This window comes from Vibrio sp. 811 (genome assembly GCF_033339195.1).
Map to the genome: position 1 here is coordinate 465,000 of NZ_JAWOUB010000002.1, position 25,722 is coordinate 490,721.

Consider the following 25,722-nt stretch of genomic DNA (forward strand, 5'->3'; position numbering starts at 1 on the left):
TAAAGACCGTTAAACAACTCATGTTGCCAAGTCGAACGTACTTATAACTGAATAACTCAACTATTCTTCGAGCACTCATCAAGACGCTTTCAGATGAAAAGTCAGGCAGAATTCTTTTTGATATAAGCCTCTAATTTTATGAAATTTTCTTTGCAAGTTTAGATACGCACGACCTTTGATACAGGTTATCCACAGAAAATGTGGATAAGCCCCCAAAACCCATACGCAACCAGAAACATATCAACATAAGTGATCAATCGAATCGTCATGCATTGATCACGTGACTGACATGTTCTAATTTTAAAGTAAAGGCATTGACCACAAACTTGGAGAGACGTACATGGATGTCTTAATGATCAAAGAAAATTACGATGAACTCCTGTCCGATGCACCTCTGGATTGGCTCGTTCAAGAACCAAAGGAAGTAACTTCTCATTGGCTCCCAACCGATTTTGGCATCAACGAAGAGTTGATTTAGCATGACTCGACTTGTTTGACATTTGCAGAGACAAATAAAAAGAAAGGCGAACCATCTAGTTCGCCTTTCTTGTGATCTTCTAAACTTATCGCAAATGGTTATCTTCATCGCGTAGATAAATCATCCAATACCACATGCCAACAAATACGCCACCACCAATAATGTTTCCTATCGTAACAGGAATTAGGTTGTTTACGATGAACCCCATCATGTTTAAGTCCGCGTAGTTTGCAATATCTGCCCCTGTCATTTGCCAAAACGCTTCTGGCGCAAAGTACTTAATACCAATCGCCATAGGTACTTGGAACATGTTCGCAATACAGTGCTCGAAACCTGCCGACACGAACATAGCTACTGGCAGAATCATGACCGCTATTTTGTCAGTTAATGTACGTCCACTAAACGTCATCCAAACTGCAATACAAACTAATACGTTACACATGATGCCAAGCGCAACAGCAGCAAAGAAACCATGATGTAATTTGTGTTGGGAGATCGCCATCGCGTTAAGACCAACTTGGCCATGATCAAACATATATTGCTTGGTAACTAGCATACAGGCCACGAGCAAAATGGCCCCAACCATATTGCCAAAGTAAACCACCAACCAGTTTTTGATAAGTGCTTGCCAAGAGATTTTTCCACTCGCACGCGCAACTAGTGTCAGCACAGAGCTAGTGAAAAGCTCGCCGCCAGTAACCACCACCAAAATCAAACCAAGGCTAAATGCCAGACCACCAATGAGTCGTGTAATGCCCCAAGGCAGCTCGCCTGCGCCTGTCGTTACTGTGGTATAGAAGATGAAAGCAATACCAATATGAAGCCCCGCAGAAATGGCGAGCAGAAAAGATTTGATTGGAGCTTTCGTTGCTTTGCCTACCCCCACTTCAGCCGCGCGTTCCGCAGCTTGTGGCGGTAATAGTGAGTCAAACTGATTAAAGTTCATTCTGGTGTAACATTTAGAAACATTTAAAGAGGCGCGGATAATCGCTCTATTTCCCTATTTTTTCAAGTGCTATTTGGCGTGTTTACTAAAATCGTTGTTATTGGGAGATCAAGCAATAAATAGCGCCTATCATTCGCTACCGTAAGTATCATTGATACTTAACAAGTATTCGGCCTTTCGAACAAAGATCCTGCGTTATATCAGCCTGATAGCGCCATACTTAACACTTCTTGTCGTTGAATGTTGCCCAACGCTACTTTTCAGACTAGCTTGGTAAAAAAAGCGCAAAGGAATCATTTATGAAATATTCAGCTGAACATATCGCCGAATTGAATCTACTTCTTCAGTTCGACCTAAGTAGTGCTGCAACTGGTATTAAAGTTCATACAGACGCGTCAGAAGAAATGCAGGCAGCCGTTGCTCGTCTATATAAGAAGCAACTTTGTACACAGCCTGACGGTGGTTATCTCACAGACGAAGGCATTGAAGTTGCAGAACATGCAGATAAGATTTTAAGAGTTTTGTCTGTGTAATTTGAACAAAAAACGCCACCGAACTCGGTGGCGTTTTTTAGTCCTATATTTTTCCTGTCGATGCCTGTGGCAATAATCGCTTTTTCATTTTGCTAAATGGTTGAACCTTGTCATACAACCAGTTAAAACCAGTGGCATAAAATAGGAAGAAAACGAGGAAGCCGGCTTCCAGCATTAGAGCTTGAAGAAGCGTAATTTCTAAGAACCAGGCAATCACAGGTAGAGAGATAAAGATCAATCCTCCCTCGAAACCAACAGTGTGTCCAAGCCGCATCGCTAAACTTCGCTCAGCTCGATTGTCACCAAACCACTTATCAAAATACAAGTTGTAGATGTAGTTCCATATCACGGTATACATGCTCAACCCGACCCCAACCAACGCGAGATCACTAGAACCCTTTCCAGTGATCAATGAAGCCGCTGGTACAATAATCGCGAGTGCGATTAACTCAAAAAGTACTGCATGAAAAATTCGTTCGTTACGAGTCATATTTCTCTGTCCAAATAGTTCTACTCAATGCTTAGAATTTTATCTACTATTTAGATAACCAAAAGTTAGATACCATCGGTTTAAGCGATATGTTTACCATCGAACAACTGCAAGCTTTCATTGCTACATCAGAAGCAGGATCATTTTCAGGAGCAGCTAGAAAACTGGGGCGAGCTCAATCTGTAGTGAGCCAGCACATCATGAATATGGAGATCGACTGTGGTGTTGAGCTTTTCGATCGATCAGGCAGGTACCCTAAATTAACTGAGAATGGCCTCGCGCTCGTACCTTATGCACAAGCAACAATCAGCCAACTCGACCGCCTAAACAATAGGGCATCGCAGCTCTTTTCCACGCCAACGAACAAATTAGTCTTAGCTATTGATGAAGGGATTCCTCTGACTCGCTTGCCGGATGTGCTAAAGAAGTTAGAGCAACGCTTTCCACACTTACAAGTTGAATGCTTAACGGCATCAAGCCCTGATATCATTGAATTGGTTAAGTCGGAACGCGCCACGACTGGGATTATTTTGAGTGATTTACAAATACCAAGGCACATCGATTTCACCAATCTTGGCAATATTGCATTTGATGTCTATGTCTCTTCAACACATCCTTTAGCAAAGCAGCAAATCACTCACATTGATCAATTAAAACAACATCGTCAATTGGTCATACGATCCAAAAGTGCAGAGCCATGTGGTCTCAATCAAGCATTTAGCCCAGATATCTGGTACGCTGATAACTACTATATTTTGTTGGAATTGGCGAATAAAGGGTTTGGTTGGTGCTTTCTACCACAGCATTTAGTCGCGTATTCACCTAATACATTAAAAAAAGTTGGGGATGATTTCACAAAACTGGCTTGGCAAGTCAATGTTGACCTTATTCAGCACCAGAAATGGCATTCAGATCCCCTCCATCAACAAGCCAAAGCAGAACTGCTCAACCTATTCGGGCAGACATAAGTAAGTAGGAAGACCCAAATGGCAAATACATTGATCGTAGGTGCAGGCTGGCTCGGAACTCCGCTAGCAGAAACATTGATGAAAGATGGACACTATGTTGTCGTCACTCGTCGTAGCCAAACTCGATTAAAAGAGTTACCCACCTCATTAACTCACTCCGCATTGTTCGATTTCAATCAATTGAACGCCACAGCACGGCTAGATGAACTGCTCAAACAGCATCAAATTACGCACGTTATCGGCGCTTTTCCTCCAGGATTTCGTAAAGGACGCGGTCAAGAATATGCCCAGCAATGGCAAATACTTGCCAACGCAGCTAAGCAAAACAACGTTGAAAAACTTCTCATGATCAGCTCTACCACGGTTTACCCTAACCTTGCTTCCGATATGGAAGAAGCTGACGCGTCACTCTCTTTAGCAGCCAAAAGCCCTTATTTCTCTGACAATGCACGTATTATGCTTCAAGCAGAGCAGCATGTTATCGACTCGAATATTAGCTTTGTTATTCTGCGTTGTAGCGGATTAATCGGGCCAGATAGACACCCATCTCGCTTTGCAGCAAGGCTTCAACAAGTTAGTCGTAAAGCACCAGCTAATATGCTTCATCAAGATGATGCTGTCTCGGCTGCGAAATTTGCCTTAGGCAATTTAAGCAACCAAGTCATTAACGTTACGACACCTCATACTGTCAGCAAGGCTGAGTTCTACCAAGCTGCCATAAACAAAATCGGAAGTGAGATACCTCTTCCACCCGTCACAGAGCAAGCTGACAAGCGTATTCTTGCTGACAAACTACTCTCACTTGGTTATCGATTTCACTTCAATTCAACTTTGGATGCGCTATGAGACTCTATAGACATATAGAAACGCTTTGGGATTACATGCAACTTAAACATGAACTGAAGCCTGCGGACTGTTTGTTTGTGATGTGCAGTAATGATGTGCGTGTAGCGGAGCACGCTGCCAAGCTCTACCACCAAAAGTTGGCACCTTTGATTGTATTTTCAGGGGGTGAAGGTCGCTTCACAGATGGACTGTTTGAAAAAAGCGAGGCAGAAACCTTTGCCGAGATTGCAAAGTTGTCGGGCGTTCCAAGCGAAGCAATTTTGCTCGAGACTAAATCCACAAACAGCGGAGAAAACGTCCGCTTTACTGAGCAACGATTAAAAGAGGAAGGAAAACAATGTTCCTCGTTTATTCTGGTACAAAAACCGTTTATGGAGCGTAGAGCAATCGCGACATTTGAAAAACAGTGGCAGTCACCCTACACTCAGCTCCAAGTAAGCTCTGCGGCTCTTCCATTTTTTGAATACATTAATGAAGACATGCCATTAATGATGGTGCTAGAAGCACTAATGGAAGATTTCTCTCGCGTAAAAAGCTATCCAGAGAAAGGATTTCAAACCGAGCAGAACATCCCTCAGCAAGTCGAATCTTCTTACCAGGTTTTACTCGAGCGGTTTGGTTTTGACTTAGTCTAACTTTTTCTAACCGACAACAAAAAGCCACCAAGTTCGGTGGCTTTTCTGTATCAATACGGCTTATTTACCGAGCGCTTCTTTGTAATGTTGGCGGCATACGGAGACATACTTATCGTTACCGCCGATCGCAACTTGATCGCCTTCTTTAATTGCCACGCCGTGTTCATCGGTACGAATAACCATATTCGCTTTGCGGCCGCAATGGCAGATTGTTTTGAGCTCAACCAGCTTGTCTGCCCAAGATAATAGATACTTACTGCCTTCAAAAAGTTCGCCTAGAAAATCGGTGCGAAGGCCGTAACACAATACTGGAATATGCAACTTATCAACGACTTCAGTAAGTTGATAAACTTGTTCTTTCGACAAGAACTGACACTCATCAACAAGAATACAGTGACGTTTTTCAACCTCATTCAGAGCTGCGATCTCCTGATACAAATTGGTATCCTGACGAAATAAATGTGCGTCAGATTGAAGACCAATACGAGAGCTCACTTTACCGACACCAAAACGATCATCTAGCGCAGCCGTAAAAATAACTGGCGTCATGCCGCGTTCTTGATAGTTGAAAGAGGATTGAAGAAGCGTTGTTGATTTACCCGCATTCATTGCTGAGTAATAGAAATACATCTGAGCCACAGAGCATTACCTAAAGTTAAAGTTTTAATTTATGGAAATGGAAAATAAAAGGGCTGAATTATCAGCCCTTTAAAAATGAAAATTCAATTACTTACGACGCCACGTTGTGCCTTCTGGACCATCTTCCAGAACAATGCCCATTTCGGTCAGCTTGTCACGAGCCATATCTGCATTCGCCCAATCTTTCGCAGCACGAGAGTCGTTACGCAGCTTGATCAGAGCTTCGATTTCAGCCACTTCATCATCGTTACCTGCATCACCTTTTAGGAAGGCTTCTGGATCTTGGTGAAGAATACCGATCACATCTGCTAGTTCACGCATTAGCGCACCTAGCTCGCTCGCTTTCTCTAGGTTTTCTGTCTTCAGACGGTTAACTTCGCGCGCCATGTCGAACAGTACTGAGTAAGCTTCTGGTGTGTTGAAGTCATCGTTCATCGCTGCAGTGAAGCGAGATACGTATTCTTCACCACCAGCAGGCGCCGCGTTTAGGTCTAAACCACGTAGAGATGTGTACAGGCGCTCAAGCGAAGCACGTGCTTGGTTTAGGTTATCTTCGCTGTAGTTTAACTGGCTACGGTAGTGACCAGACATTAGGAAGTAACGCACTGTTTCAGCATCGTAGTGACCAAGAACGTCACGGATAGTAAAGAAGTTACCTAGAGATTTAGACATCTTCTCACGGTCTACCATTACCATGCCGCTGTGCATCCATGTGTTCACGTATTGTGTATCGTGTGCACAGCATGATTGTGCGATTTCATTTTCATGGTGTGGGAACTGAAGATCAGAACCGCCGCCGTGAATGTCGAAGTGGTTACCTAGGATTGAAGAGTTCATTGCTGAACACTCAATGTGCCAACCTGGACGACCAGGACCCCATGGTGACTCCCACGTTGGTTCACCCGGCTTAGACATCTTCCAAAGTACAAAGTCTAGAGGGCTGCGTTTTGCTGTTTCGATATCAACGCGCGCGCCAGCTTGAAGCTGATCAAGGTCTTGCTTAGAAAGCTTGCCGTATTCGTTGAACTTACCCACTTCAAACATTACGTCACCGTTATCTGCAACGTATGCAAAACCGCGCTCGATTAGCTTCTCAACCAATTCGATGATTTCAGCAATAAACTGTGTCGCACGAGGTTCAACGTCCGGGCGTTTCATGTTCAGCGCATCAAAATCAGCGTGCATTTCACCAATCAAACGCTCAGTCAATGAATCGCAAGACTCACCATTTTCTGCGGCACGTTTGATGATCTTATCGTCGATATCTGTGATGTTACGTACAAACGTCAGATCGTAGCCCAAGTAGCGAAGGTAACGTGATACAACGTCAAAAGAGACGAAAGTACGACCGTGACCAATGTGACAGAGATCGTAGATGGTAACTCCACAGACATACATACCGACTTTGCCAGCTGTAATTGGTTTGAATTCCTCTTTCTGTCTTGTGAGTGTGTTATATATCTTTAACATGATCTCTATCTATGATTGTGAATGAATAAAAGAAGATGAGTATATCAACTCCAACCTAGTTAGGTAATAGCAATTAACCGATAAAACGATAATCGGCTAAACTTCAAGCACAAAACGAAGAATTTCCTCTTCCTGAGTTTTTAAAGCACTAGAACTTAGGCTAGAATCTCGGGCTCAACACAACACAGTAAAGGAAAGTAGCATGATCACCCTTCACACTAATTTTGGTGACATCAAGATTCAACTAAACGAAGAGAAAGCGCCAGAGACAAGCGCAAACTTCCTTCAGTACTGCCGCGACGGTTTCTACGACAACACGCTTTTCCACCGTGTTATTGACGGCTTCATGATCCAAGGTGGTGGTATGGAGTCTGGTCTACGTGAAAAAGCGACTCGTGCACCTATCAAGAACGAAGCAAACAACGGTCTTAGCAACAAAGTGGGTACACTTGCTATGGCACGTACTATGGAGCCGCATTCAGCAAGCTCTCAGTTCTTCATCAACGTAAACAACAACACATTCCTAGACTTCCGTAGCGAAAGCCTAGACGGTTGGGGTTACTGTGTGTTCGGTGAAGTAATCGAAGGCATGGACATCGTAAATAAGATCAAAGGCGTTAGCACTGGTTCTTACGGCATGCACCAAGACGTACCTCTAGAAGACGTAGTAATCACTGGTACAACAATTGAAGAGTAATTCTTAGGAATTATTTTTAAAAGATAAGTTAATGGGGAGGCATAGCTTCCCCTTATTTCTATGACGACATTATTTATTTCCGATCTTCACCTTACCCCATCACGTCCTGATATCACGGAATGTTTTGTGACGTTCATGCGAACAGAAGCAACAAAAGCTGATGCACTTTATGTACTCGGCGATCTGTTTGAATTTTGGATTGGTGACGATGACAACACCCCTTTTGCAGACCAAATCCGAGCAGAATTTAAAGCACTGACGGATGCGGGTGTGCCAACTTTTTTCATCCAAGGCAATCGAGATTTTTTACTCGGCAAACGCTTTTGCAAAGAAACCGGTATGACATTACTCGACGATGTCTGCACGATTGATCTTTATGGTCAAAAAGCCGTAATCCTACATGGCGATACGCTCTGCATTGACGATGTGAAGTACCAAGAGTTTAGAAAAACCGTTCACAAGCCATGGCTACAATGGTTGTTTAACCGTATTCCTTGGTTCATTAAGAAGAAAATTGTCTCAAAAGTTCAATCCGATATTCGTGATGATAAAATGAGCAAGTCATTAGATATCATGGACGTCAACCAAAATGAGGTCGAGAAAGTGATGTCTCAGAACTGCGTCAACTTAATGATTCATGGTCACACACATCGCCCGAACACACATTTTTTTGACGTCGATGGCGTTAAAAAGACCCGAATTGTTTTAGGGGATTGGTATACGCAAGGCTCAGTTTTAAAAGTAAATTCTGATAGTTTTGACCTACAAACGAGACCGTTCATACAGAATTTGCGTTAAGCATGTAGAGCGTGTAGAAGATTCACGCTCAAGTCGTAGATATTTTGTAAAAAATCGCTATTATCATAATACTAAGTTAAACAGAACGAAGTACCTAATTGAAGTATTCTTACGTAGCTCGCCAACCGATTCTGGATAGAGAAAAACGAACCATAGGTTACGAACTCCTCTTTCGAGACGGCCCTAAAAATACCTTCCCTGAAGTAGAACCAGAGCTGGCTACTAGTCGACTGCTATCCGATCATTTTTTATCGACGCATTACAACACATTAGGAAACAAACTTGGCTTTGTTAACTTTCCGCATCAAAGCTTGGTGAACTTGGTCCCAACTTTGTTCCCTAAAGAATCTCTCGTCATTGAAGTCCTTGAAGACTGCGAACCGACAGAAGAACTGTTAGAAGCCATCAAGCACCTTCATGAGTGCGGATACAAAATTGCTCTGGATGATTTTGTTCCGACGAAAGCTTGGAAGCGTTTTCTTCCATACGTTTCCATGATCAAGTTTGATATTAGACTTGTGCCGATCAAGAAAGCTGCCATTTTTATTCAGGCGTTGAGCCCATTTAAAATCGACTTTCTAGCGGAAAAGGTAGAGACCTATGAAGAGTTTGAGCAAGCTCTAGAAGCCGGTTTTAACTATTTTCAAGGGTATTTTTTTAGCAAACCTGAGATGATCCAGAAAAAACGGTTGAACCCCGCGTTTCTTACCGTCATCCAGCTTTGTAAAGAGATTGCAGATAAGCCCATCGACTTCAATGAGGTTGAACGTCTGTTTTCAATTGATGTGACGCTGTCATACAAGTTGCTTACTTACGTAAATTCAGGATATACATTAACGACTAAGATAAAATCGTTCAGACAGGCGCTTATTTATCTGGGTGAAGAGCGACTACGACGCTTTATTTCCTTAGTTGCAATTGCGTCCGTTCAAGAAGATAAACCTGACTCTCTTTACTCTTTAGCGATTCAGCGTGCACGAATGTGTGAACTGTTACTTAGTCAAATGAACACTAGGTATGACCCTGGGCAGGCTTTTTTGACAGGCATGTTTTCTTTACTCGGCTCTTTGCTCGATCAACCGCTCTCGGATGTCATTGAAGATATCCCCGTTGACGAAGATATAAAACTCGCATTAACCAGTCGAAAAGGCGTACTTGGTCACTTACTTTCGATGACGATCGCCTATGAACAAGCGGACTGGGAGTTAGCCGAGCGATATTGCACCGTTCTTAAATTAACCGAACCTCAATTAGCGGACGCTTTTAATCAATCTACCGAGTGGGCTCAAGAACTGCTGTCTCAAACGCCCTAAATCGCTATAATGCCTCACCTCCAGCCTCGCAATTGTGAGGTTGTTTGTTTTTACCGCTTAATTAATCGAGATTTCATTTTATGGCTTCTTCTTGCCCTTGCGGATCTAACCGCACCTACCAACAGTGTTGTGAAATTGCCCACAACAACCATGCTGACGTCACCACTCCAGAGCAGTTAATGCGCTCTCGTTACAGTGCGCATGTGTTAGGTCTAGTCGATTACGTGGTCAACACTTATCATCCAAGCTGTAATGCAGAAGAGCAACGTGAAGGCATTGCCCAATCTATCGACAGCGATTGGTGCAAACTTGAAGTTGTAAAAACAGAAGCTGGCAGTAATGACAATGAAGGCTTTGTAGAGTTTAGCGCTTATTTTGATGAAGACGGCAAACGCTACTGCATGACCGAGCGTTCTCGTTTCGTGAAAGAAAATGGGCTTTGGTACTACATTGACGGCACGTTTCCAGAAAAAGAGCTAGAAGAAGAACCAGAACAAGATCCTCGCCTAAACAAACCAGTGAGTAGCCTAAAAGTAGGTCGCAACGACCCGTGTATCTGTGGAAGCGGTAAGAAATTTAAGAAGTGTTGTGGGTAAGATCATCCACTCCTAGCTTATTGAGCTCTCTTTAATGAGATTCCTGAACTCGTCTAGGCTCGTTGGAGTGACGTGAATATATGTACCTGTTTGAAGTAAATAACTCTACTGCAAGCACCATTAGAAAATATACCGTCATTCTGAACAGCGAGGAACGAGTGTGATTCAGAATCTAATCGCTACTAGCACTGTTGCCGGTTTTTACCCCGAATCAAGAACACTAAATTAAAAAAGCCCCTAGGCTCGAGAGCATAGGGGCTTTCACTTATCTATAGCAAGCTTACTTATGACGCTCTTTCAGTTTGTTCACTACGTCATTCATCGATAAGCCTTGGTCTTGAAGCAATACCAGCAAGTGGTAAACCAAGTCTGCTGATTCACACACTAGCTCCGCCTTATCACCCGACGTCGCCGCAAGCGCGACTTCAACGCCTTCTTCGCCCACTTTTTGCGAAATACGCTTGGTGCCACGGGCATAAAGACTGGCAGTATAAGAGGAATCTGGGTCGGCACTCTTGCGGGCAGCCAATAGCTGCTCAAGTTGATGAAGCCACACCATTTGTGACTCCTCTTGAGGGTCCACATCCCAGCAAGTTGTGTTGCCCAAGTGACACGTAGGACCAATGGGATTCACTTTCACCAGTAACGTGTCGTTGTCACAATCGAGCTGAATGTTCACCAATTGCAATACGTTGCCGGAGGTCTCACCTTTCGTCCAAAGACGTTGCTTGGTACGAGAGAAAAACGTCACTTGACCCGTTTCGCCCGTTTTTGCCAACGCATCTTGGTTCATGTAACCCATCATCAGCACTTGGCTTGATTGGAAATCTTGTACGATGGCAGGTACCAGACCATCCACCTTTTCCCAGTTGATTAGCTCAACTAGCGAACTTACTTCGGCGGCTTTCACACTCATAGTCGTACCTCAATGCCTTGTTGTTTCAAATACTGCTTTAGTTCACCAATATTGATGACTTGTTTGTGGAATACCGATGCGGCAAGCGCGCCATCCACATTGGCTTTTTGGTATGCTTCCGCAAAGTGCTCCATAGCACCCGCGCCACCCGATGCAATCAGCGGTACATTACATACTTCGCGCACCATATTAAGTTGTTCAATATCGTAGCCGTTACGCACACCGTCTTGGTTCATCATGTTCAGTACGATTTCACCAGCGCCGCGTTTTTGTACTTCTTGCACCCAATCACGCGTTTCCCATTTGGTCGCTTTGGTGCGTTCTTCATCACCAGTAAACTGGTAAACCTGATACTTGCCCGTCTCTTTGTCGTAGTATGAATCGATACCAACGACGATACATTGCACACCAAACTTATCAGCAAGGTCAGTAATCAACTGAGGGTTCGCCAATGCAGGTGAGTTGATAGACACTTTGTCTGCACCAAACTCAAGAATGCGCGCCGCGTCTTCTGCTGATTTAATGCCACCAGCCACACAGAACGGGATATCAATCACTTCTGCAACGCGAGCGACCCAACTTTTATCGACGACACGACCGTCACTTGAAGCGGTAATATCGTAGAACACAAGCTCGTCAGCGCCCTCTTCCGCATAACGCTGTGCCAGAGGAACTATGTCGCCAATGATCTCGTGATTACGGAACTGAACGCCCTTTACCACTTGTCCATCACGAACATCAAGACATGGAATTATTCGCTTTGCCAACATGCAAACGCCTCCTCTGCTGTGAACTTACCATCTAACAGCGCACGACCAACAATCACACCAGCCACACCGCTGCCTTTTAGCGCTTCGATATCTGCTAATGAGCCAATGCCACCTGAAGATTGAAACTGCACTTGTGGGTACTGCTTGCATAAGTCGATGTAAAGCTCAACGTTTGAGCCTTCTAGCGTACCGTCACGAGAAATGTCCGTACAAAGCACGTGCTGCAAACCTACCGTTAAGTAATCGTTGATCAGAGCTTCGATGGTCACGCCTGAGTCTTCTTGCCAACCAGAGATCGCCACTTTACGCGTACCGTCTTGATCTATGTTGATGTCTAGCGCGAGAACGATTTTCTCTGCGCCGTATTTTTCCATCCAACCTTTCACAAGCTCTGGCTGTTTTACTGCTGTTGAGCCAACGACAACACGCTGAGCCCCCGCTTCTAGCAGATCAATCACGTCTTGCTCTGTGCGCACTCCGCCACCGATTTGGATGTTCGCTGGCGTGCTTGCTAGTAGCTTTGCAATTAAATCAAGTTGACGTGCTGTCGTGTCTTTCGCGCCAGTTAAATCCACCAAGTGCAGCCAGTTAGCACCAGCTTGGTGGTACAAGTTGAACTGCTCTGCTGGGTCGACTTTGTACTCAGTTACTTGGCCGTAATCACCTTGATAAAGGCGAACCACCTGTCCTTCAATTAAATCAAGAGCTGGAATAATCACACTAAATCCCTTTTATAATTCTAAGAAGTTTTGAATAAGCTTCGCGCCCGCTTTTGAAGAACGCTCAGGGTGGAATTGCACGCCGTAGTAGTTACCGCTTTGTACTGCTGCTGTGAACGGGTTGCCGTACTCGCATTGAGCAATCGTGTAATCCCCAACAGGCATTGCAAAGCTGTGCACGAAGTAGAAATGCTCACCTTCTTCAATATCTTTGAAAAGTGGATTACCTGCTTTTGCAGAGACCGTGTTCCACCCCATATGCGGCAACGGCAAATCGCCAGTTTGTAGTAGCTTCACTTCGCCATCACAAAGTCCAAGACACTCAACTAACTCGTCGGCTTTCTGGCCTTTCTCTTGAGACACTTTGCCCAACAGTTGCATGCCTAAACAGATACCTAACAGCGGCTTTTCTACTTGTTTTACCAAGCTGATAAGATCGCGCTCTTCTAGGTTTTTCATCGCTTCGCTGGCGGTTCCCACGCCCGGTAGGAATAACTTATCTGCCGACAACACAACTTGTGGATCTTTTGAAATTGTTACGTCATAGCCTAGGCGTTCAATGGCAAACTTCACCGAAGAGACGTTGGCACAGCCAGTATCGATAATGACAACTTTCTGTTCTGTCACTGTTTTTCTCCTTGCTAAGGTTAGCCTTAAAGCACGCCTTTACTACTTGGTAGCTCAGTGCCTTCTACTTTGATTGCTTGGCGTAACGTACGACCAAACGCTTTAAATAGACTTTCAATGATGTGGTGATCATTGTTGCCCGCAGAAGAAAGGTGCAACGTACATGCTAATGTGTCAGTCAGAGAGCGGAAGAAGTGAACTACCATCTCTGTTGAAAGATCACCCACTTGCTCACGGCTGAATGGCGCGTCGAACTTAAGGTAAGGACGACCTGATAGGTCTAGTGCGCATTGTGCCAAACACTCATCCATTGGAAGGCTAAAGCCAAAGCGACCAATACCACGCTTGTCACCCAGTGCTTCTTTCAACGCTTGACCTAACGCAAGAGCGGTATCTTCCACTGTGTGGTGATCATCAATGTGCAGGTCACCTTCTACTTTGCACACCATCTGGAACCCGCCGTGTGTCGCGATTTGATCCAGCATGTGGTCGAAGAAGCCAAGACCAGTAGAGATGTCATTGCCGCCTTGTTCGTCAAGATTAACGAATACTTTGATGTCCGTTTCTTTTGTGGTGCGAACCACTTCAGCAACGCGTGCCTTCACCGTGAGATCTTTCAGGATCTGTTTCCAACCCATGGTTTCTGGGTTGTATTGAATGCCACGAATTGCCATGTTTTCTGCAAGTTGAAGATCAGTTTGACGATCGCCAATCACAACAGAATTTTGGAAATCCACTTTGCCACCTTGAAGGTACTCTTTTACCAAGCCCAATTTAGGCTTACGGCAAGAGCAGTTATCTTCATCAAAGTGAGGACAAATCAGCACATCATCAAACTTCACACCTTGAGATTCAAAGATCTCCATCATCATGTTGTGTGGTGCATCAAAATCTTCTTGTGGGTAGCTGTCGGTACCCAAACCATCTTGGTTCGTGACCATCACTAGACGGTATCCTGCATCCTGCAACGACAACAGGCTTGGGATAACAAATGGCTCTAGCTTTAGTTTGTCTAAACGGTCTACTTGAAAATCAATCGGCGGCTCGACAATTAAGGTGCCATCACGATCAATAAAAAGGATTTTTTGTTGTTTGCTCACTCGAACTTCCTTATTGCTATTCTTTTGGCGCTCCCGCTATTGAGCGAGAGCGATAAATTCTGTCTCTATTTATGCGTAGTAGTTTCTGATAAATCCAAGCGTTTTTTCGCACTCGTCACGGTTACCCACACTGATACGCACACAATTTTCAATTGGCGAGTTACGCAAAATAATGCCCGTATCCCAAGCCGCTTTGAAAAGGTCATCGCCATCTGGGAATTTCACCAATAGGTAGTTCCCCCACCCTTCAAACACTTCCAAGCCCGGAATCATTGAAAGGCCAACTTGCAAGTAAGCACGGTTTGCATTCAAATCGAGAACTTGAAACTTCGCTCGCGCTAAACCAGCTTCCGAAAGCGCCTGAGTCGCAATTTCTGCCACTGGAACTGGGACTGGGTAAGGTGCGATAACTTTAAGAAGTACATTAATCAGCTCTTCGTTCGCAAGCGTAAATCCACAACGCAGACCTGCAAGCGCAAAAGCTTTCGATAGAGTACGCAGAATCGCAAGATTCGGGTATTGCGCCAGTAGGTCTACCGTTGACGCTTCTGGACAAAAATCGATGTACGCTTCATCCATCACCACGATTGCACGGTCTTTTGTCATCTCAAGCAGAGACACAATGTCCTCACGCTTAACCAAGTTACCCGTTGGGTTGTTTGGCGAACATACAAAAACCAGCTTCACGTTATCCAGATTAGCTTCGATGCCAGCAAGGTCTAGTTGCCAATCTGACGTTAGCGGCACGGTTTTGCGCTCTACACCGATGGTTTCTGCACTGATGGCGTACATACCGTAAGTTGGTGGGCAGTAAAGAATCGCATCTTCACCCGGCTCACAGAATGCACGAATTAATAACTCAATACCTTCGTCTGCGCCGCGAGAAGTCAGTGTTTGTTCTGGTTTCACAGCCGCATACGCTGCGTAAGCGGAAATCAGTTCTTTCGGTTGGCATTCGCTGTAACGATTAAGACGAGCAAAGTCTGTTTTGTATTCATTGTTAAATGGTGATTCGTTGGCATTTAGCCATACGTCACCCGTACCACCGATTCGGCGAGCCGACATATAAGGGGTAAGCTGTTGGACTTGTTTACGCGCTAGCTTTTCCATCTCATTACTCTCTTATTCTTACTTACTTGCTAATTTTTCTACGCGGATAGTAACAGCACGTTTGTGAGCGTCCAGACCTTCTGCTTCAGCCATCGTGACTACCGTTGGTGCAAGGTTCTTTAAACCATCAGCAGAAAGCTCCTGAACCGTCATTCGTTTAGAGAAATCCGCCAAACCTAAGCTTGAATAAGTACGTGTGTAACCGTAAGTAGGAAGGACATGGTTAGTCCCCGATGCGTAATCTCCCGCAGATTCAGGCGACCAATCCCCAAGGAAGATAGAGCCTGCATTATCAAGTAGAGGTAGAAGCTCACGAGGGTTCTTAGTCTGAACAATCAAGTGCTCAGGACCGTAGTAATTGGAAATAGAAACTGACTGCGTCATCGACTCGGAAATAATGATCAAGCTTGATGCCAGAGCCTTTTCTGCGATGTCTGCACGAGATAGCTCCTTAAGCTGACGTTGAACCGCATCCGTCACTTGATCAGCAATCACAGGAGAAGGAGTCACAAGTACCACTTGAGAATCAGGACCGTGTTCTGCTTGGCTCAAAAGATCCGCAGCGATAAAGTCTGCATCTGCGGTTTCATCGGCAATCACAAGAACTTCTGATGGACCTGCTGGCATATCAATCGCCGCACCACGGAAATCATTACTTACCTGACGTTTTGCTTCGGTCACGTAAGCGTTGCCTGGACCAAAGATCTTATCTACTTTCGATACAGTCTCGGTGCCATAAGCCATTGCAGCAACTGCTTGTCCACCACCGACGTTATACACCTCATCAATGCCACACAGTTTCGCGACATAAAGGATCTCATCAGCGATTGGGGGTGGAGAACAAAGAACGACTTTACGACAACCTGCAATTTTTGCAGGAACGCCGAGCATCAAAACAGTCGATGGCAAAGGCGCACTGCCACCAGGAATGTACAAACCCACTTTTTGAATTGGGCGTGTTACTTGTTCACAAAGGACACCTGGCTGGGTTTCCACCTTGATCGGTTGCGGCTTTTGCGCTTTGTGGAACTTAGAAATATTGGCGTAAGCTTGCTCTAGTGCGCTCTTCATTGACTCTGACAAACGCTCTGACGCTGCCTTAATTTCCTGAGAAGAAACACGAATGGATTCAGGCTTAACACGGTCAAACTTTTCGGTCAGCTCAATAAGAGCAGAGTCACCTTCTTCTCGAACTTTAGCAATAACTTCGGCCACAGCAGTGGTGATATTGGCACCTTCTGCAATAGCAGGGCGCTCCAAAATAGAGTCTTGCTGATTCTCACTTAATGATTGCCAAACGACTGTTCTCATGATGCTTACTCCATCATTTTTTCAATTGGTAGAACGAGAATTGAACTTGCGCCCAACTCTTTCAGCTGTTCCATTGTTTCCCAGAACAGGTTTTCAGAACTCACCAAGTGAACAGCCATTTTCTGCTTATCTGCAGAAAGAGGAAGAACAGTTGGGTCTTCAGCACCTGGCAGTAGCGCTTTAATTTGATCTAACTTCTCTGCTGGGGCGTGAAGCATAATGTACTTAGATTCTTTCGCTTGCTGCACGCCTTGCATGCGAGTTAACAGCTTTTCGATTAGCGCCACTTTGTCTGCGTCGAACTCACCTGTGCGTTGAATCAATGTCGCTTTTGATTTGAAGATAATTTCAGCTTCTTTAAGGCCGTTCGCTTCCAGTGTTGCACCTGTAGAAACCAAATCAGCGATAGCATCAGCGAGACCCGCGCGAGGCGCAACTTCTACAGAGCCTGTCAGCATACATGTAGAGAATGGAACGCCGGCTTCATCCATGTACGCTTTTAGAAGTTGAGGATACGTTGTAGCAATACGCTTGCCAGCTAAGTCTTGTGGACCGTTGTACTCTTCGTCCTTGTCGATTGCGATAGATAAACGACAGCCACCAAAATCAAGTCGACGAAGCTGAACAAACTCGCAGGGTTCACCTAATGCTTTGCGGTCAAGGCGAACTTCTTCTAGTTCATTTTCGCCAATAAAGCCAAGGTCAACCACGCCATCCATAATTAAACCTGGGATGTCGTCGTCACGAACCAAGAGTAAATCAATTGGCATATTTTCAGAATGGACAACTAAACGCTCGCCCATCACGTTGAACTTTACGCCGCACTGTTTTAGTAGAGCTTGACTCTCTTTGCTAAGACGACCTTTTTTCTGAATTGCGATTCTTAAACGTTGTGTTTGCATTGCTTTGTCCCTATGCAAGATTTTGATATCTAAGTATTTTTCAAACTAATAAAACTAAAAAACCCTCGGGAGATTGAAGTCTCCCGAGGGTTTAAAATCTGCTTTTACTTTGATTTTACCTCCGGGAGTTTCCTGCCTCCCGGGTATGCGTACATCGCCCGAAAGACTAGATTGGGTGATGATGGTGATGAATGTTCATTACAAAATTACGCATACTTATTTAAGGCTCTTTTTGAGTTGCTTTGTTAGTAACCACACTAACTAAGGATTCTATATTTTTCAATACTCAATTGAATATTTTCTAAATATTTTTCACAAGACATTGATTTAAATGAAATTAAATTCTTTTCCATATTGAATACTCTGGTGGAAAGAACACCTCCAATCAGCTCTACTCTGACGAAGAAAGCGAAGAATAGTATGAATATCCACCAAATCAACTATTTAGACCGTACCCAACCCATTAATTGGCATTTTTCTCAATAAAGAGACAGCAACTCACGTTTGAGACAAGTCATTCAAAACTATTATTAGAGCGGGGCAAAAAATAGTGATTAACAATGAAACTGCGTAACGGTAGTAATAAACAAGCTGTAGATTTCGACGATACGGCACTATACCCGTTGATCGGCAATAGTGCCTGTATCCAAGAACTTCGTACTGCAATACAAAAGTACGCTCAATGTGATGCTGAAGTCCTCATTCAGGGTGAAACTGGTGTTGGGAAAGGTCTTTGCGCTCGCCTTATTCATCAATTGTCGAACAGACACTCAGCACCTTTTGTGGAAGTCAACTGTGGAGCCATTCCAAGTGGTCTTATTGCATCCGAGCTTTTCGGCCATGAAAAAGGAGCATTTACAGGCGCAATCTCAGAGCGTATAGGTTTTATTCAAAAGGCACATAAAGGCACCCTATTTCTTGATGAAATTGGTGACATGCCACCAGACTTACAAATCCACCTCCTTCACTTTTTGGAGAGTAAACAAATCCATAAAGTCGGAGCGGATAAATTCATTGACGTGGACTGTAGGGTCATTGCAGCAAGCCACGTGGATTTGAAAAATGAGGTCGTACAAGGAGGATTTCGTGAAGATCTATTCTATCGGCTTAATATATTGCCATTAACTATCCCTCCACTGAGAAAGCGTGGAAAAGACATTATTATTTTATCTGAACACTTTCTAGCAGATCTGTCTCATGGTCAGGTACAAAAAATGTCTGATAAGGTAAAAGCCAAGCTCCTCAAACATCGTTGGCCAGGCAACGTAAGAGAACTGCGTAATGTCATCCAACGAGCAATTGTCATGTGTGAAGATCACACGCTTCTCGTCGCTGACTTGGGCCTTGATAACAATGAGAGGCAATTGCTCCCTTCTGTGGACCAAATTGATCTCGACTACCTACTGCAAGCTATCGAAGAAAATAAACACAATATGAGTGCGGCTGCACGTCACCTCGGCATTTCAAGAACAACGCTTTATCGATTAATAAAGAAATACAACTTAAATGTTTAAATACTGTATAGGTGTAACGTAACACTGTGTAACAGGTAACTCTTTAGATATCATTTAGTTAACTCTGCATCGCAACCATGCGGATTTTTCTGTATTAAAAATCAAAAGCTTAAAATGGGCATAGTCTTTGCTTAGAACTAAGAAGAAGATGGATTGCTTTTCCATTACAGCCCATCAAGGAGAGCTCGGTACACAAACAATTCGCTCTTAACACGAGACTTTTATCCCCAAAAACGCGATTGCCCCCCTCACCTAAGTCGCGTTAAAAAAAGCTCCGCTAAATTAGCGGAGCTTCCCTCTGTAACGAATCTATTCAAAACAACTTACGCACTCTGGCAAGACGCTATTTTAGACTTTGAAAGCCATGACAAAATAGCGCAAACGATAACGAATGTTATCGACGCTGCAATGAACGAGAACGCAATTGAAGCAGTCATACCAAGGGCAATAAAGCCGACGCATGAAACAAGCGCGACTGATAATGCATAAGGTAGCTGTGTTGATACGTGATCAATGTGGTTACAACGTGCACCCGTCGATGACAAGATAGTCGTATCTGAGATTGGTGAACAATGGTCACCGAATACCGCACCAGCTAAAACCGCACTCAACATCGGTAGCATTAGCGCTACGTCTGTTGCACCAGCCATGTCTCCGGCGATTGGAAGCATGATGCCGAACGTACCCCATGAAGTACCTGTTGAGAACGCCATCAGGCCAGACAACAAGAATAAGATAACTGGGAGCCAATGAGGGTTGATATTTCCCTGCGCCATTGTCGAAAGGTAAGTACCAGTCTTCATATCACCGATAACAGAGCCAATGGTCCAGGCAAATACTAAGATTAGAATCGCACCAAACATAGACTTAGCACCAATCCAAAGTGTACGTGCGATCTCAGCCATTGGTAGACCTTGCTTCACAACAGTAAACAGTGCAACTGCTAAGCCAAGCAAGCTACCGTAGATTAGTGATGTACCTACATCTGTATTTTCAAAAGCACCAAGAAGCGCAAACTCCTTACCATCAGCAGCCAATGCTTGGCCACCCGTGTAAAGCATTGAAGCGATAGTCGCGATAATCAGCGTCACGATAGGAAGTATCAAATCTGACACTTTACCCTTTTCACTTTCACGGATATCTAGCTCTTCATTTAGGTCATGCGCTTCTTGCGAGTCATTTTCTTTGTCTTTATCAAAGCCACGACCTTGCGATGCAGAGATCTCATGCTCACGCATTTTACCAATATCAAGACCAAACCACGCAACAGCGAACACCATTAGCAGCGCGAAAACGGCGTAGAAGTTCATTGGGATAAGACGAACATATGCGCCAAGAGCCGAATACTCTGTGATCCCATGTGAGACTAAGATCCCGCCAATAATAGTAATAATGTAAGCACCCCAGCTAGAAGCAGGCATAATTACACACATTGGAGCAGCGGTTGAGTCTAGAATGTACGCAAGCTTAGCGCGAGACACATAAAAGCGATCGGTTACTGGGCGAGAGATCGCACCAACAGCAAGGCTATTAAAGTAATCATCGACAAAAATGAATACGCCTAAAAAGGCGGCAAGAAGTTTGGAGCCGCGTTTACTCTTCACTCGAGATTGTGCCCATTCAGCAAAAGCACGAGTACCGCCAGAAAGCGTTAATAAAGCTGTTGTCATACCTAATAAGATTAGGAAACCAACAATGCTCATGTTCCAAGTGTTAATTCCGCCATCTTCAATAAAGACAGAAGAAACTTGAGAACTGACGTAACCTGCGGTGTCGCTGATAGACCAGCTATTAAGTAGCACCGCACCTAGCACGATACCTACACCCAAGGAAACTAATACACGTCGAGTCAAAATCGCCAAAGTCAAAGCGACAATAGGTGGCAATAATGAAACAGGAGAACTAGAAAAATCTATTAAATTCATGATCTTCAAAAACCAAAGTTTGGCTAGAGATCTACTGCAGACAAGTCACGTAGCATACGATACGTGCTCATGTTGAACTTAGCGACAGGGAAGCGAACACTCCACCCAACCCTACAGTAGCGCTCCATAGTTTAATGTGAATATATACTATGGCAGTGTTGTTCCTTTCAGATACAACCCCAGCAAGTAACTTTGATGAGTTACTTACTTCGGCAATCTTCGCCTTCCACTATTATTCATTGGCATCACCCCAATAATAGCTACTCTTCGAGACCGCGCCTCTACGGCAACAACAAACAATTAACCACTAACTGTACAAATTAACAACAAATTGTCTGCAATATTGCATCAGGTGGCAGCCATTGTACTTATGATGAGAGTCAATGCAACACATCAAACTAAATTAAACAAATAAATAATGACTGAGATAATTTATAAACCTTGCCTACTTCCATAAGTTTTGTGCAACTGAAATCACATCAATCATGTTATTTATGAAACATTATTACTACCTTAGAAATATCATGGTTTATCTTATATCAATAAATTAAGGATATATGACACACCATTAAAGATGGATGCTTCATATTTTTAAGTAATAACTCAAATTTTTTTATAAAAAACCAAGCTGTCGCTCTCTCTATACAATAATGATTGTTGATTTTAGTTCTCATCTAATAATGATTTATTTCGAGTGTAATAATATTAATTGCTTTAAAAAATAGTCAAATTTAAACAAAATCTTGATTTAGCATTTGCACATAAGGAAAAGATAAAGTTAAATATAAGGACTCTTTGTTTATTTATAGATTGGCATTATTTAATCGTAACGATAAAAAGTGCCCAACACATTAACCTTTTAATAGGAATCGTTATGTCAGAGCTGACTAAAACCCTTCTAAATATCCGTAGCCTTCGTGCATTTTCTCGTGAGCTGACTCTAGAACAATTGGAAGAAGCTCTAGATAAACTCACTACTGTCGTAGATGAGCGTCGTGAAGCAGAAGAAGCAGAACGCGCAGCACAAGCAGAGCAAGAAGCTAAGCTTGCAGAGATTGCTGAGAAAATCGCTCAAGACGGTATTGACGTGGAAGCACTTATTACTGCGCTATCTGGCGAAACTAAGACGAAAGGCAAAGCGAAGCGCGCACCTCGCCCTGCTAAATACAAATACACAGATTCAAACGGTAATGAGAAAACTTGGACTGGCCAAGGTCGTACACCTTCGGCGATTCAAGAGCAACTTGATGCAGGTAAATCTCTGGATGAGTTCCTAATCTAGATCCGTGCTATTTTTAAAAGGCTCCCATAGGGAGCCTTTTTTATTTAAACCATTACAAATAAAAAAGGCACATTTCTTAATGCGCCTTTTACTTTAGTTACAGAATAGTTAATTAAACCGCTTCGTATTAACGTTCCCAGTATGCTTCTTCTAGGCTATCTTCTCGCTCAGGAAGTCCGCGCGACAATCGTGGTGAATGTTGCACGAGAACTTCGTAGCTCGCACGGTTTGCGTATTTGCAGACTTGAGAAAAAGAAGAGTAAGTTAAATACTCGTTACTGTGCTTGCTTGAATTAGGCACATTTTCTTTATGGTATTTATTTGCTGCCATATCATGAAGAACAGCAGATAACGCAGCATCACCTGCGCCATTTGTATTCTTAATTTTTTCTGGACCACCCATATATGGCGAGATATGCGAGTACACTTTTATTGGCGTCTCGCATGAGTCTTTTTTCGCCGGACGACTGAATTCATAACGATTAAATTCAGCAATTGACCCTGGAAGTAATGGCAAAGAAGTTTCGCGCTTCGCGCTATCCTCCGTATACCCAGCCATAAATAGACCTACAGGACCCGCCGTGCACAATACTAGATCAGCCCACTCCAATGTTTTATCAGACGCAGCAAGTGGATCAGATTCCCCCGTCAGTGCTTCTGCTTCATCTTCATTCATCGCAACGACTGAAACGTTATCTCGAATGAATTCTTGCCAATATTTAGGGTCATCTTGAATAACAAACTTTGTGCCTAAAGTCAGAACAACAGGCACATCATTCTTTTTCGCGTACTCAATTGCTTTCATTGTTGCTTCCGGCATTGGGTCGCCGTCTTTGCAACGTACTAGATATGACGTCAGTACAAGTGCTGATGCATTTTTAAAGATTTTCTCTGGAATGCTATCAGGATGGAGTTGGTTCATTTGCCCTTCGCTGATAGCAAAAGTACGTTCACCGTCTTCTGTGATAAGAGCAAAACAACGGCCAATTGCACCATCTACACCTTGTAGGTAGTTCAAGTCCATGCGGCTTGATGTATTACAAAGATAACGGTAACCGTAGCTGCCAATCTTAATATCCTGGCTCATCACTCCAAGTAGTGTGGAGCGGTCATCCGCTAGCACGGAGTAGTTATGTAGCGTGTTACCAATTGTACCGCCCGCATACTCATTGGTAATCAAGTTCTCTTCTTTCAGTTGCTGGTATAACTCTTCTGCTCTTTCGTCATCGATAACCAGAGAGTGACCTTTACTCAGACCGTACTTTTCAATCACATCCGTTGTAACTTTTGCTTCAATATCAACCAAGGTTTGGTCAATACCAATGATGTGAGTGCGCGTCATCTTCTTGCTTTCTTGTGCTTGGCTCACCAGCGGGTCACGAGCATGAACAGGAAAATAGTGCTTCGATTTGCGTTGTCCAGGAAATTTCATATTGTCAGTCTGAGTAAGGGGATGAAAAGGAGAGCGGATTCTATACCGCTAATAATAAAGCAGCAATAAAAGCGATTATAGCAAACGTTTGCTGACTACTTTTTTCTTTTAGGTGGCTTATTCACCTTCCATAAAGCTGAGATCTGGTAGTTGCTCAAGGTGCTCGCTATAACGCTTTAGGTTGAACTCACCCTCATTCTTCATTACATCAAAAATCTCAATTGACATCGCACATGCCATCATCGCAACCGCATCTTCACGTGGTGTGCCAGTCATCATTAAACGCATAAGGGTTTCTTTTACTTTAAGCGGGTTACCATCTTCGAGCTGATTTTCAACAATTTCAATCAACTCACTTTCTTGCATAAATTGGTTTTCTTCTGTCATTTGATGTTTCCTCTTGGATTTTGGCCAACTATGCCATATATACCTCTTCTATACTTGCGAAATTACTCGTTCGAATCTTTGTTGAAGAAAAATCCAGCGAAACGAATTGTGATTTCGATCTCGGATCTGTCACCGGTCTGTGGATTCTGATAGAATCTGCATCCCGTTTATTTAAGTGGTGTTTAGTAATGTCTGATAACAGCCAAAAGAAAGTCATCGTCGGTATGTCCGGCGGCGTTGATTCATCTGTTTCCGCGTATCTTCTAAAGCAGCAAGGCTACCAAGTAGAAGGCCTTTTCATGAAGAACTGGGAAGAAGATGACAACGAAGAATATTGTACAGCGGCAGAAGATCTTGCTGACGCTCAGGCAGTATGTGACAAGCTAGGCATCCACCTACACACTATCAACTTTGCTGCCGAATACTGGGATAACGTATTTGAGTACTTCCTTGCAGAATACAAAGCAGGTCGTACACCAAACCCAGACATTCTTTGTAACAAAGAAATCAAGTTCAAAGCGTTCCTAGAATTCGCTGATGAAGTGCTTGATGCGGATTACATTGCAATGGGTCACTACGTGCGTCGTTCTTTCCCTGAAAACGGTGAAAAACCACAAATGCTACGTGGTCTCGATGGCAACAAAGATCAAAGCTACTTCCTGTACACATTAAGCAACGAGCAAATCGCACGTAGCCTATTCCCTGTTGGTGACCTAGAGAAGCCAGAAGTACGCCGCATTGCGGAAGAGCAAGATCTAATCACGGCGAAGAAGAAAGACTCTACGGGTATTTGTTTCATCGGCGAGCGCAAGTTTACAGAATTTCTAGGTCGCTACCTTCCAGCTCAACCAGGCAACATCGAAACACCTGAAGGCGAACTGATTGGTCAACATCAAGGCCTGATGTACCACACGCTTGGTCAGCGTAAAGGTCTACACATCGGTGGCCGTAAAGGCGGCGGTGGTAACGAAGACCCATGGTTCGTTGGTGAGAAAGATCTAGAGCGTAACGTTTTGATTGCCGTTCAAGGTAAAGATCATCCAATGTTGAAATCAGAAGGTCTACTTGCATCACAACTTCACTGGGTAGATCGTGAGCCAATTCGCGATGTTATGAAGTGCACAGTGAAAACTCGTTACCGTCAGGAAGATATTCCTTGTACAATCATCCCTATCGATGATGAAAACATTAAAGTGATCTTTGACGAGCCACAAATTGCTGTAACTCCAGGTCAATCAGCTGTGTTCTACAAAGATGACGTGTGCCTAGGTGGCGGCATCATCGAGCAACGCATTAAATATTCTCAAGCTTAGGAGTC

The 25,722-nt window shown here is 43.8% G+C and carries 27 protein-coding genes, 1 riboswitch and 1 other annotated feature; of the genes, 12 read left to right on the top strand and 15 right to left on the bottom strand.

Annotation, left to right across the window (positions count from 1 at the left end; all coding sequences use genetic code 11):
- Positions 1-340: 340 nt before the first annotated feature.
- On the top strand, positions 341-478 hold the full coding sequence (locus tag R7Q46_RS05885) for a hypothetical protein (RefSeq protein WP_005378145.1): 138 nt from the start codon (positions 341-343) through the stop codon (positions 476-478).
- An 85-nt stretch (positions 479-563) separates the two neighbouring features.
- Here the strand turns inward: R7Q46_RS05885 and focA are convergent, their stop codons facing one another.
- Positions 564-1,424, bottom strand: a complete 861-nt coding sequence (gene focA, locus R7Q46_RS05890; RefSeq protein WP_005378146.1) for a formate transporter FocA — start codon at positions 1,422-1,424, stop codon at positions 564-566.
- Between the two features lie 299 nt (positions 1,425-1,723).
- On the opposite strand from focA, the gene R7Q46_RS05895 reads away from it, so the two are divergent.
- On the top strand, positions 1,724-1,957 hold the full coding sequence (locus tag R7Q46_RS05895; protein ID WP_005387662.1) for a TIGR02647 family protein: 234 nt from the start codon (positions 1,724-1,726) through the stop codon (positions 1,955-1,957).
- A gap of 43 nt (positions 1,958-2,000) precedes the next feature.
- Here R7Q46_RS05895 and R7Q46_RS05900 read toward each other — a convergent pair whose 3' ends face one another.
- Positions 2,001-2,447, bottom strand: coding sequence for a PACE efflux transporter (locus tag R7Q46_RS05900; RefSeq protein ID WP_154204695.1), 447 nt, complete (start codon positions 2,445-2,447; stop codon positions 2,001-2,003).
- Positions 2,448-2,536: 89 nt separating this feature from the next.
- Between R7Q46_RS05900 and R7Q46_RS05905 the strand changes: the two genes are divergently transcribed.
- From R7Q46_RS05905 to R7Q46_RS05915, 3 genes are read left to right on the top strand one after another with little or no spacing between them, the layout of a single operon-like run.
- Entirely contained in the window at positions 2,537-3,415 is an 879-nt protein-coding gene (locus R7Q46_RS05905; RefSeq protein WP_318077374.1) for a LysR family transcriptional regulator, read from the top strand.
- 18 nt (positions 3,416-3,433) lie between these two features.
- Positions 3,434-4,261 carry an NAD-dependent epimerase/dehydratase family protein gene (locus R7Q46_RS05910; protein ID WP_005389813.1) on the top strand — a complete coding sequence of 276 codons (828 nt, stop codon included), beginning with the start codon at positions 3,434-3,436 and terminating at the stop codon, positions 4,259-4,261.
- Positions 4,258-4,896 (top strand): YdcF family protein, encoded by a 639-nt coding sequence (locus R7Q46_RS05915; protein ID WP_005389814.1) that lies wholly within the window; start codon positions 4,258-4,260, stop codon positions 4,894-4,896. The genes R7Q46_RS05910 and R7Q46_RS05915 overlap by 4 nt, the downstream gene beginning before the upstream one ends.
- Before the next feature lie 60 nt (positions 4,897-4,956).
- On the opposite strand, the gene R7Q46_RS05920 is transcribed toward R7Q46_RS05915, so the two are convergent.
- Positions 4,957-5,535: a thymidine kinase gene (locus R7Q46_RS05920; protein WP_005378154.1), complete on the bottom strand. Its 579-nt coding sequence runs from the start codon at positions 5,533-5,535 to the stop codon at positions 4,957-4,959.
- An 87-nt stretch (positions 5,536-5,622) separates the two neighbouring features.
- Entirely contained in the window at positions 5,623-7,005 is a 1,383-nt protein-coding gene (cysS, locus tag R7Q46_RS05925) for a cysteine--tRNA ligase (RefSeq protein WP_005378155.1), read from the bottom strand.
- Positions 7,006-7,207: 202 nt separating this feature from the next.
- Here cysS and R7Q46_RS05930 point away from each other — a divergent pair, with 202 nt between their 5' ends.
- The 4 genes from R7Q46_RS05930 (at position 7,208) to R7Q46_RS05945 (ending at position 10,409) form a co-directional block, all read left to right on the top strand.
- Positions 7,208-7,702, top strand: coding sequence for a peptidylprolyl isomerase (locus tag R7Q46_RS05930; protein WP_005378156.1), 495 nt, complete (start codon positions 7,208-7,210; stop codon positions 7,700-7,702).
- Between the two features lie 60 nt (positions 7,703-7,762).
- Positions 7,763-8,500 carry a UDP-2,3-diacylglucosamine diphosphatase gene (gene lpxH / locus R7Q46_RS05935; protein ID WP_005389817.1) on the top strand — a complete coding sequence of 246 codons (738 nt, stop codon included), beginning with the start codon at positions 7,763-7,765 and terminating at the stop codon, positions 8,498-8,500.
- 98 nt (positions 8,501-8,598) lie between these two features.
- The gene (locus R7Q46_RS05940; protein ID WP_005378158.1) at positions 8,599-9,813 is read left to right on the top strand and encodes an EAL and HDOD domain-containing protein; all 1,215 of its coding nucleotides are present in this window, start codon (positions 8,599-8,601) and stop codon (positions 9,811-9,813) included.
- Positions 9,814-9,893: 80 nt separating this feature from the next.
- Positions 9,894-10,409, top strand: coding sequence for a YchJ family protein (locus R7Q46_RS05945; RefSeq protein ID WP_262647240.1), 516 nt, complete (start codon positions 9,894-9,896; stop codon positions 10,407-10,409).
- Between the two features lie 280 nt (positions 10,410-10,689).
- Here the strand turns inward: R7Q46_RS05945 and hisIE are convergent, their stop codons facing one another.
- From hisIE to hisG, 8 genes are all read right to left on the bottom strand, one after another.
- Positions 10,690-11,325: a bifunctional phosphoribosyl-AMP cyclohydrolase/phosphoribosyl-ATP diphosphatase HisIE gene (hisIE, locus tag R7Q46_RS05950; protein ID WP_262647241.1), complete on the bottom strand. Its 636-nt coding sequence runs from the start codon at positions 11,323-11,325 to the stop codon at positions 10,690-10,692.
- A complete protein-coding gene (gene hisF, locus R7Q46_RS05955; protein ID WP_213962617.1) occupies positions 11,322-12,095 on the bottom strand; it encodes an imidazole glycerol phosphate synthase subunit HisF in 774 nt (257 codons plus the stop codon). Before hisF ends, hisIE begins: the two co-directional genes overlap by 4 nt.
- A complete protein-coding gene (gene hisA, locus R7Q46_RS05960; protein WP_025766876.1) occupies positions 12,077-12,814 on the bottom strand; it encodes a 1-(5-phosphoribosyl)-5-[(5-phosphoribosylamino)methylideneamino]imidazole-4-carboxamide isomerase in 738 nt (245 codons plus the stop codon). The genes hisF and hisA overlap by 19 nt, the downstream gene beginning before the upstream one ends.
- Before the next feature lie 12 nt (positions 12,815-12,826).
- On the bottom strand, positions 12,827-13,441 hold the full coding sequence (gene hisH, locus R7Q46_RS05965; RefSeq protein ID WP_213896740.1) for an imidazole glycerol phosphate synthase subunit HisH: 615 nt from the start codon (positions 13,439-13,441) through the stop codon (positions 12,827-12,829).
- A gap of 26 nt (positions 13,442-13,467) precedes the next feature.
- Complete coding sequence (gene hisB / locus R7Q46_RS05970) at positions 13,468-14,541, bottom strand: bifunctional histidinol-phosphatase/imidazoleglycerol-phosphate dehydratase HisB (RefSeq protein WP_318077385.1); 1,074 nt, start codon at positions 14,539-14,541, stop codon at positions 13,468-13,470.
- A gap of 69 nt (positions 14,542-14,610) precedes the next feature.
- Entirely contained in the window at positions 14,611-15,651 is a 1,041-nt protein-coding gene (hisC, locus tag R7Q46_RS05975; protein ID WP_042522058.1) for a histidinol-phosphate transaminase, read from the bottom strand.
- Between the two features lie 18 nt (positions 15,652-15,669).
- Positions 15,670-16,962, bottom strand: a complete 1,293-nt coding sequence (gene hisD, locus R7Q46_RS05980; RefSeq protein WP_033905089.1) for a histidinol dehydrogenase — start codon at positions 16,960-16,962, stop codon at positions 15,670-15,672.
- A gap of 5 nt (positions 16,963-16,967) precedes the next feature.
- Positions 16,968-17,864, bottom strand: coding sequence for an ATP phosphoribosyltransferase (hisG, locus tag R7Q46_RS05985; protein WP_005378180.1), 897 nt, complete (start codon positions 17,862-17,864; stop codon positions 16,968-16,970).
- A gap of 53 nt (positions 17,865-17,917) precedes the next feature.
- Positions 17,918-18,055 (bottom strand) — a sequence feature (His leader region).
- Positions 18,056-18,424: 369 nt separating this feature from the next.
- Between hisG and R7Q46_RS05990 the strand changes: the two genes are divergently transcribed.
- Positions 18,425-19,378 (top strand): sigma-54 interaction domain-containing protein, encoded by a 954-nt coding sequence (locus tag R7Q46_RS05990; RefSeq protein ID WP_005388056.1) that lies wholly within the window; start codon positions 18,425-18,427, stop codon positions 19,376-19,378.
- Between the two features lie 323 nt (positions 19,379-19,701).
- Here the strand turns inward: R7Q46_RS05990 and tet(35) are convergent, their stop codons facing one another.
- Positions 19,702-21,303, bottom strand: coding sequence for a tetracycline efflux Na+/H+ antiporter family transporter Tet(35) (tet(35), locus tag R7Q46_RS05995; RefSeq protein WP_005378182.1), 1,602 nt, complete (start codon positions 21,301-21,303; stop codon positions 19,702-19,704).
- A 109-nt stretch (positions 21,304-21,412) separates the two neighbouring features.
- Positions 21,413-21,595: riboswitch (Lysine riboswitch) on the bottom strand.
- A 582-nt stretch (positions 21,596-22,177) separates the two neighbouring features.
- Here tet(35) and R7Q46_RS06000 point away from each other — a divergent pair.
- The gene (locus R7Q46_RS06000; protein ID WP_005378185.1) at positions 22,178-22,585 is read left to right on the top strand and encodes an H-NS family nucleoid-associated regulatory protein; all 408 of its coding nucleotides are present in this window, start codon (positions 22,178-22,180) and stop codon (positions 22,583-22,585) included.
- Between the two features lie 127 nt (positions 22,586-22,712).
- Here the strand turns inward: R7Q46_RS06000 and R7Q46_RS06005 are convergent, their stop codons facing one another.
- Positions 22,713-24,017 carry an inosine/guanosine kinase gene (locus tag R7Q46_RS06005; protein WP_005378187.1) on the bottom strand — a complete coding sequence of 435 codons (1,305 nt, stop codon included), beginning with the start codon at positions 24,015-24,017 and terminating at the stop codon, positions 22,713-22,715.
- A 117-nt stretch (positions 24,018-24,134) separates the two neighbouring features.
- On the bottom strand, positions 24,135-24,404 hold the full coding sequence (locus R7Q46_RS06010; RefSeq protein WP_005378190.1) for a hypothetical protein: 270 nt from the start codon (positions 24,402-24,404) through the stop codon (positions 24,135-24,137).
- Positions 24,405-24,592: 188 nt separating this feature from the next.
- On the opposite strand from R7Q46_RS06010, the gene mnmA reads away from it, so the two are divergent.
- Positions 24,593-25,717, top strand: coding sequence for a tRNA 2-thiouridine(34) synthase MnmA (mnmA, locus tag R7Q46_RS06015; RefSeq protein ID WP_318077388.1), 1,125 nt, complete (start codon positions 24,593-24,595; stop codon positions 25,715-25,717).
- The last annotated feature ends 5 nt before the right edge of the window (positions 25,718-25,722 follow it).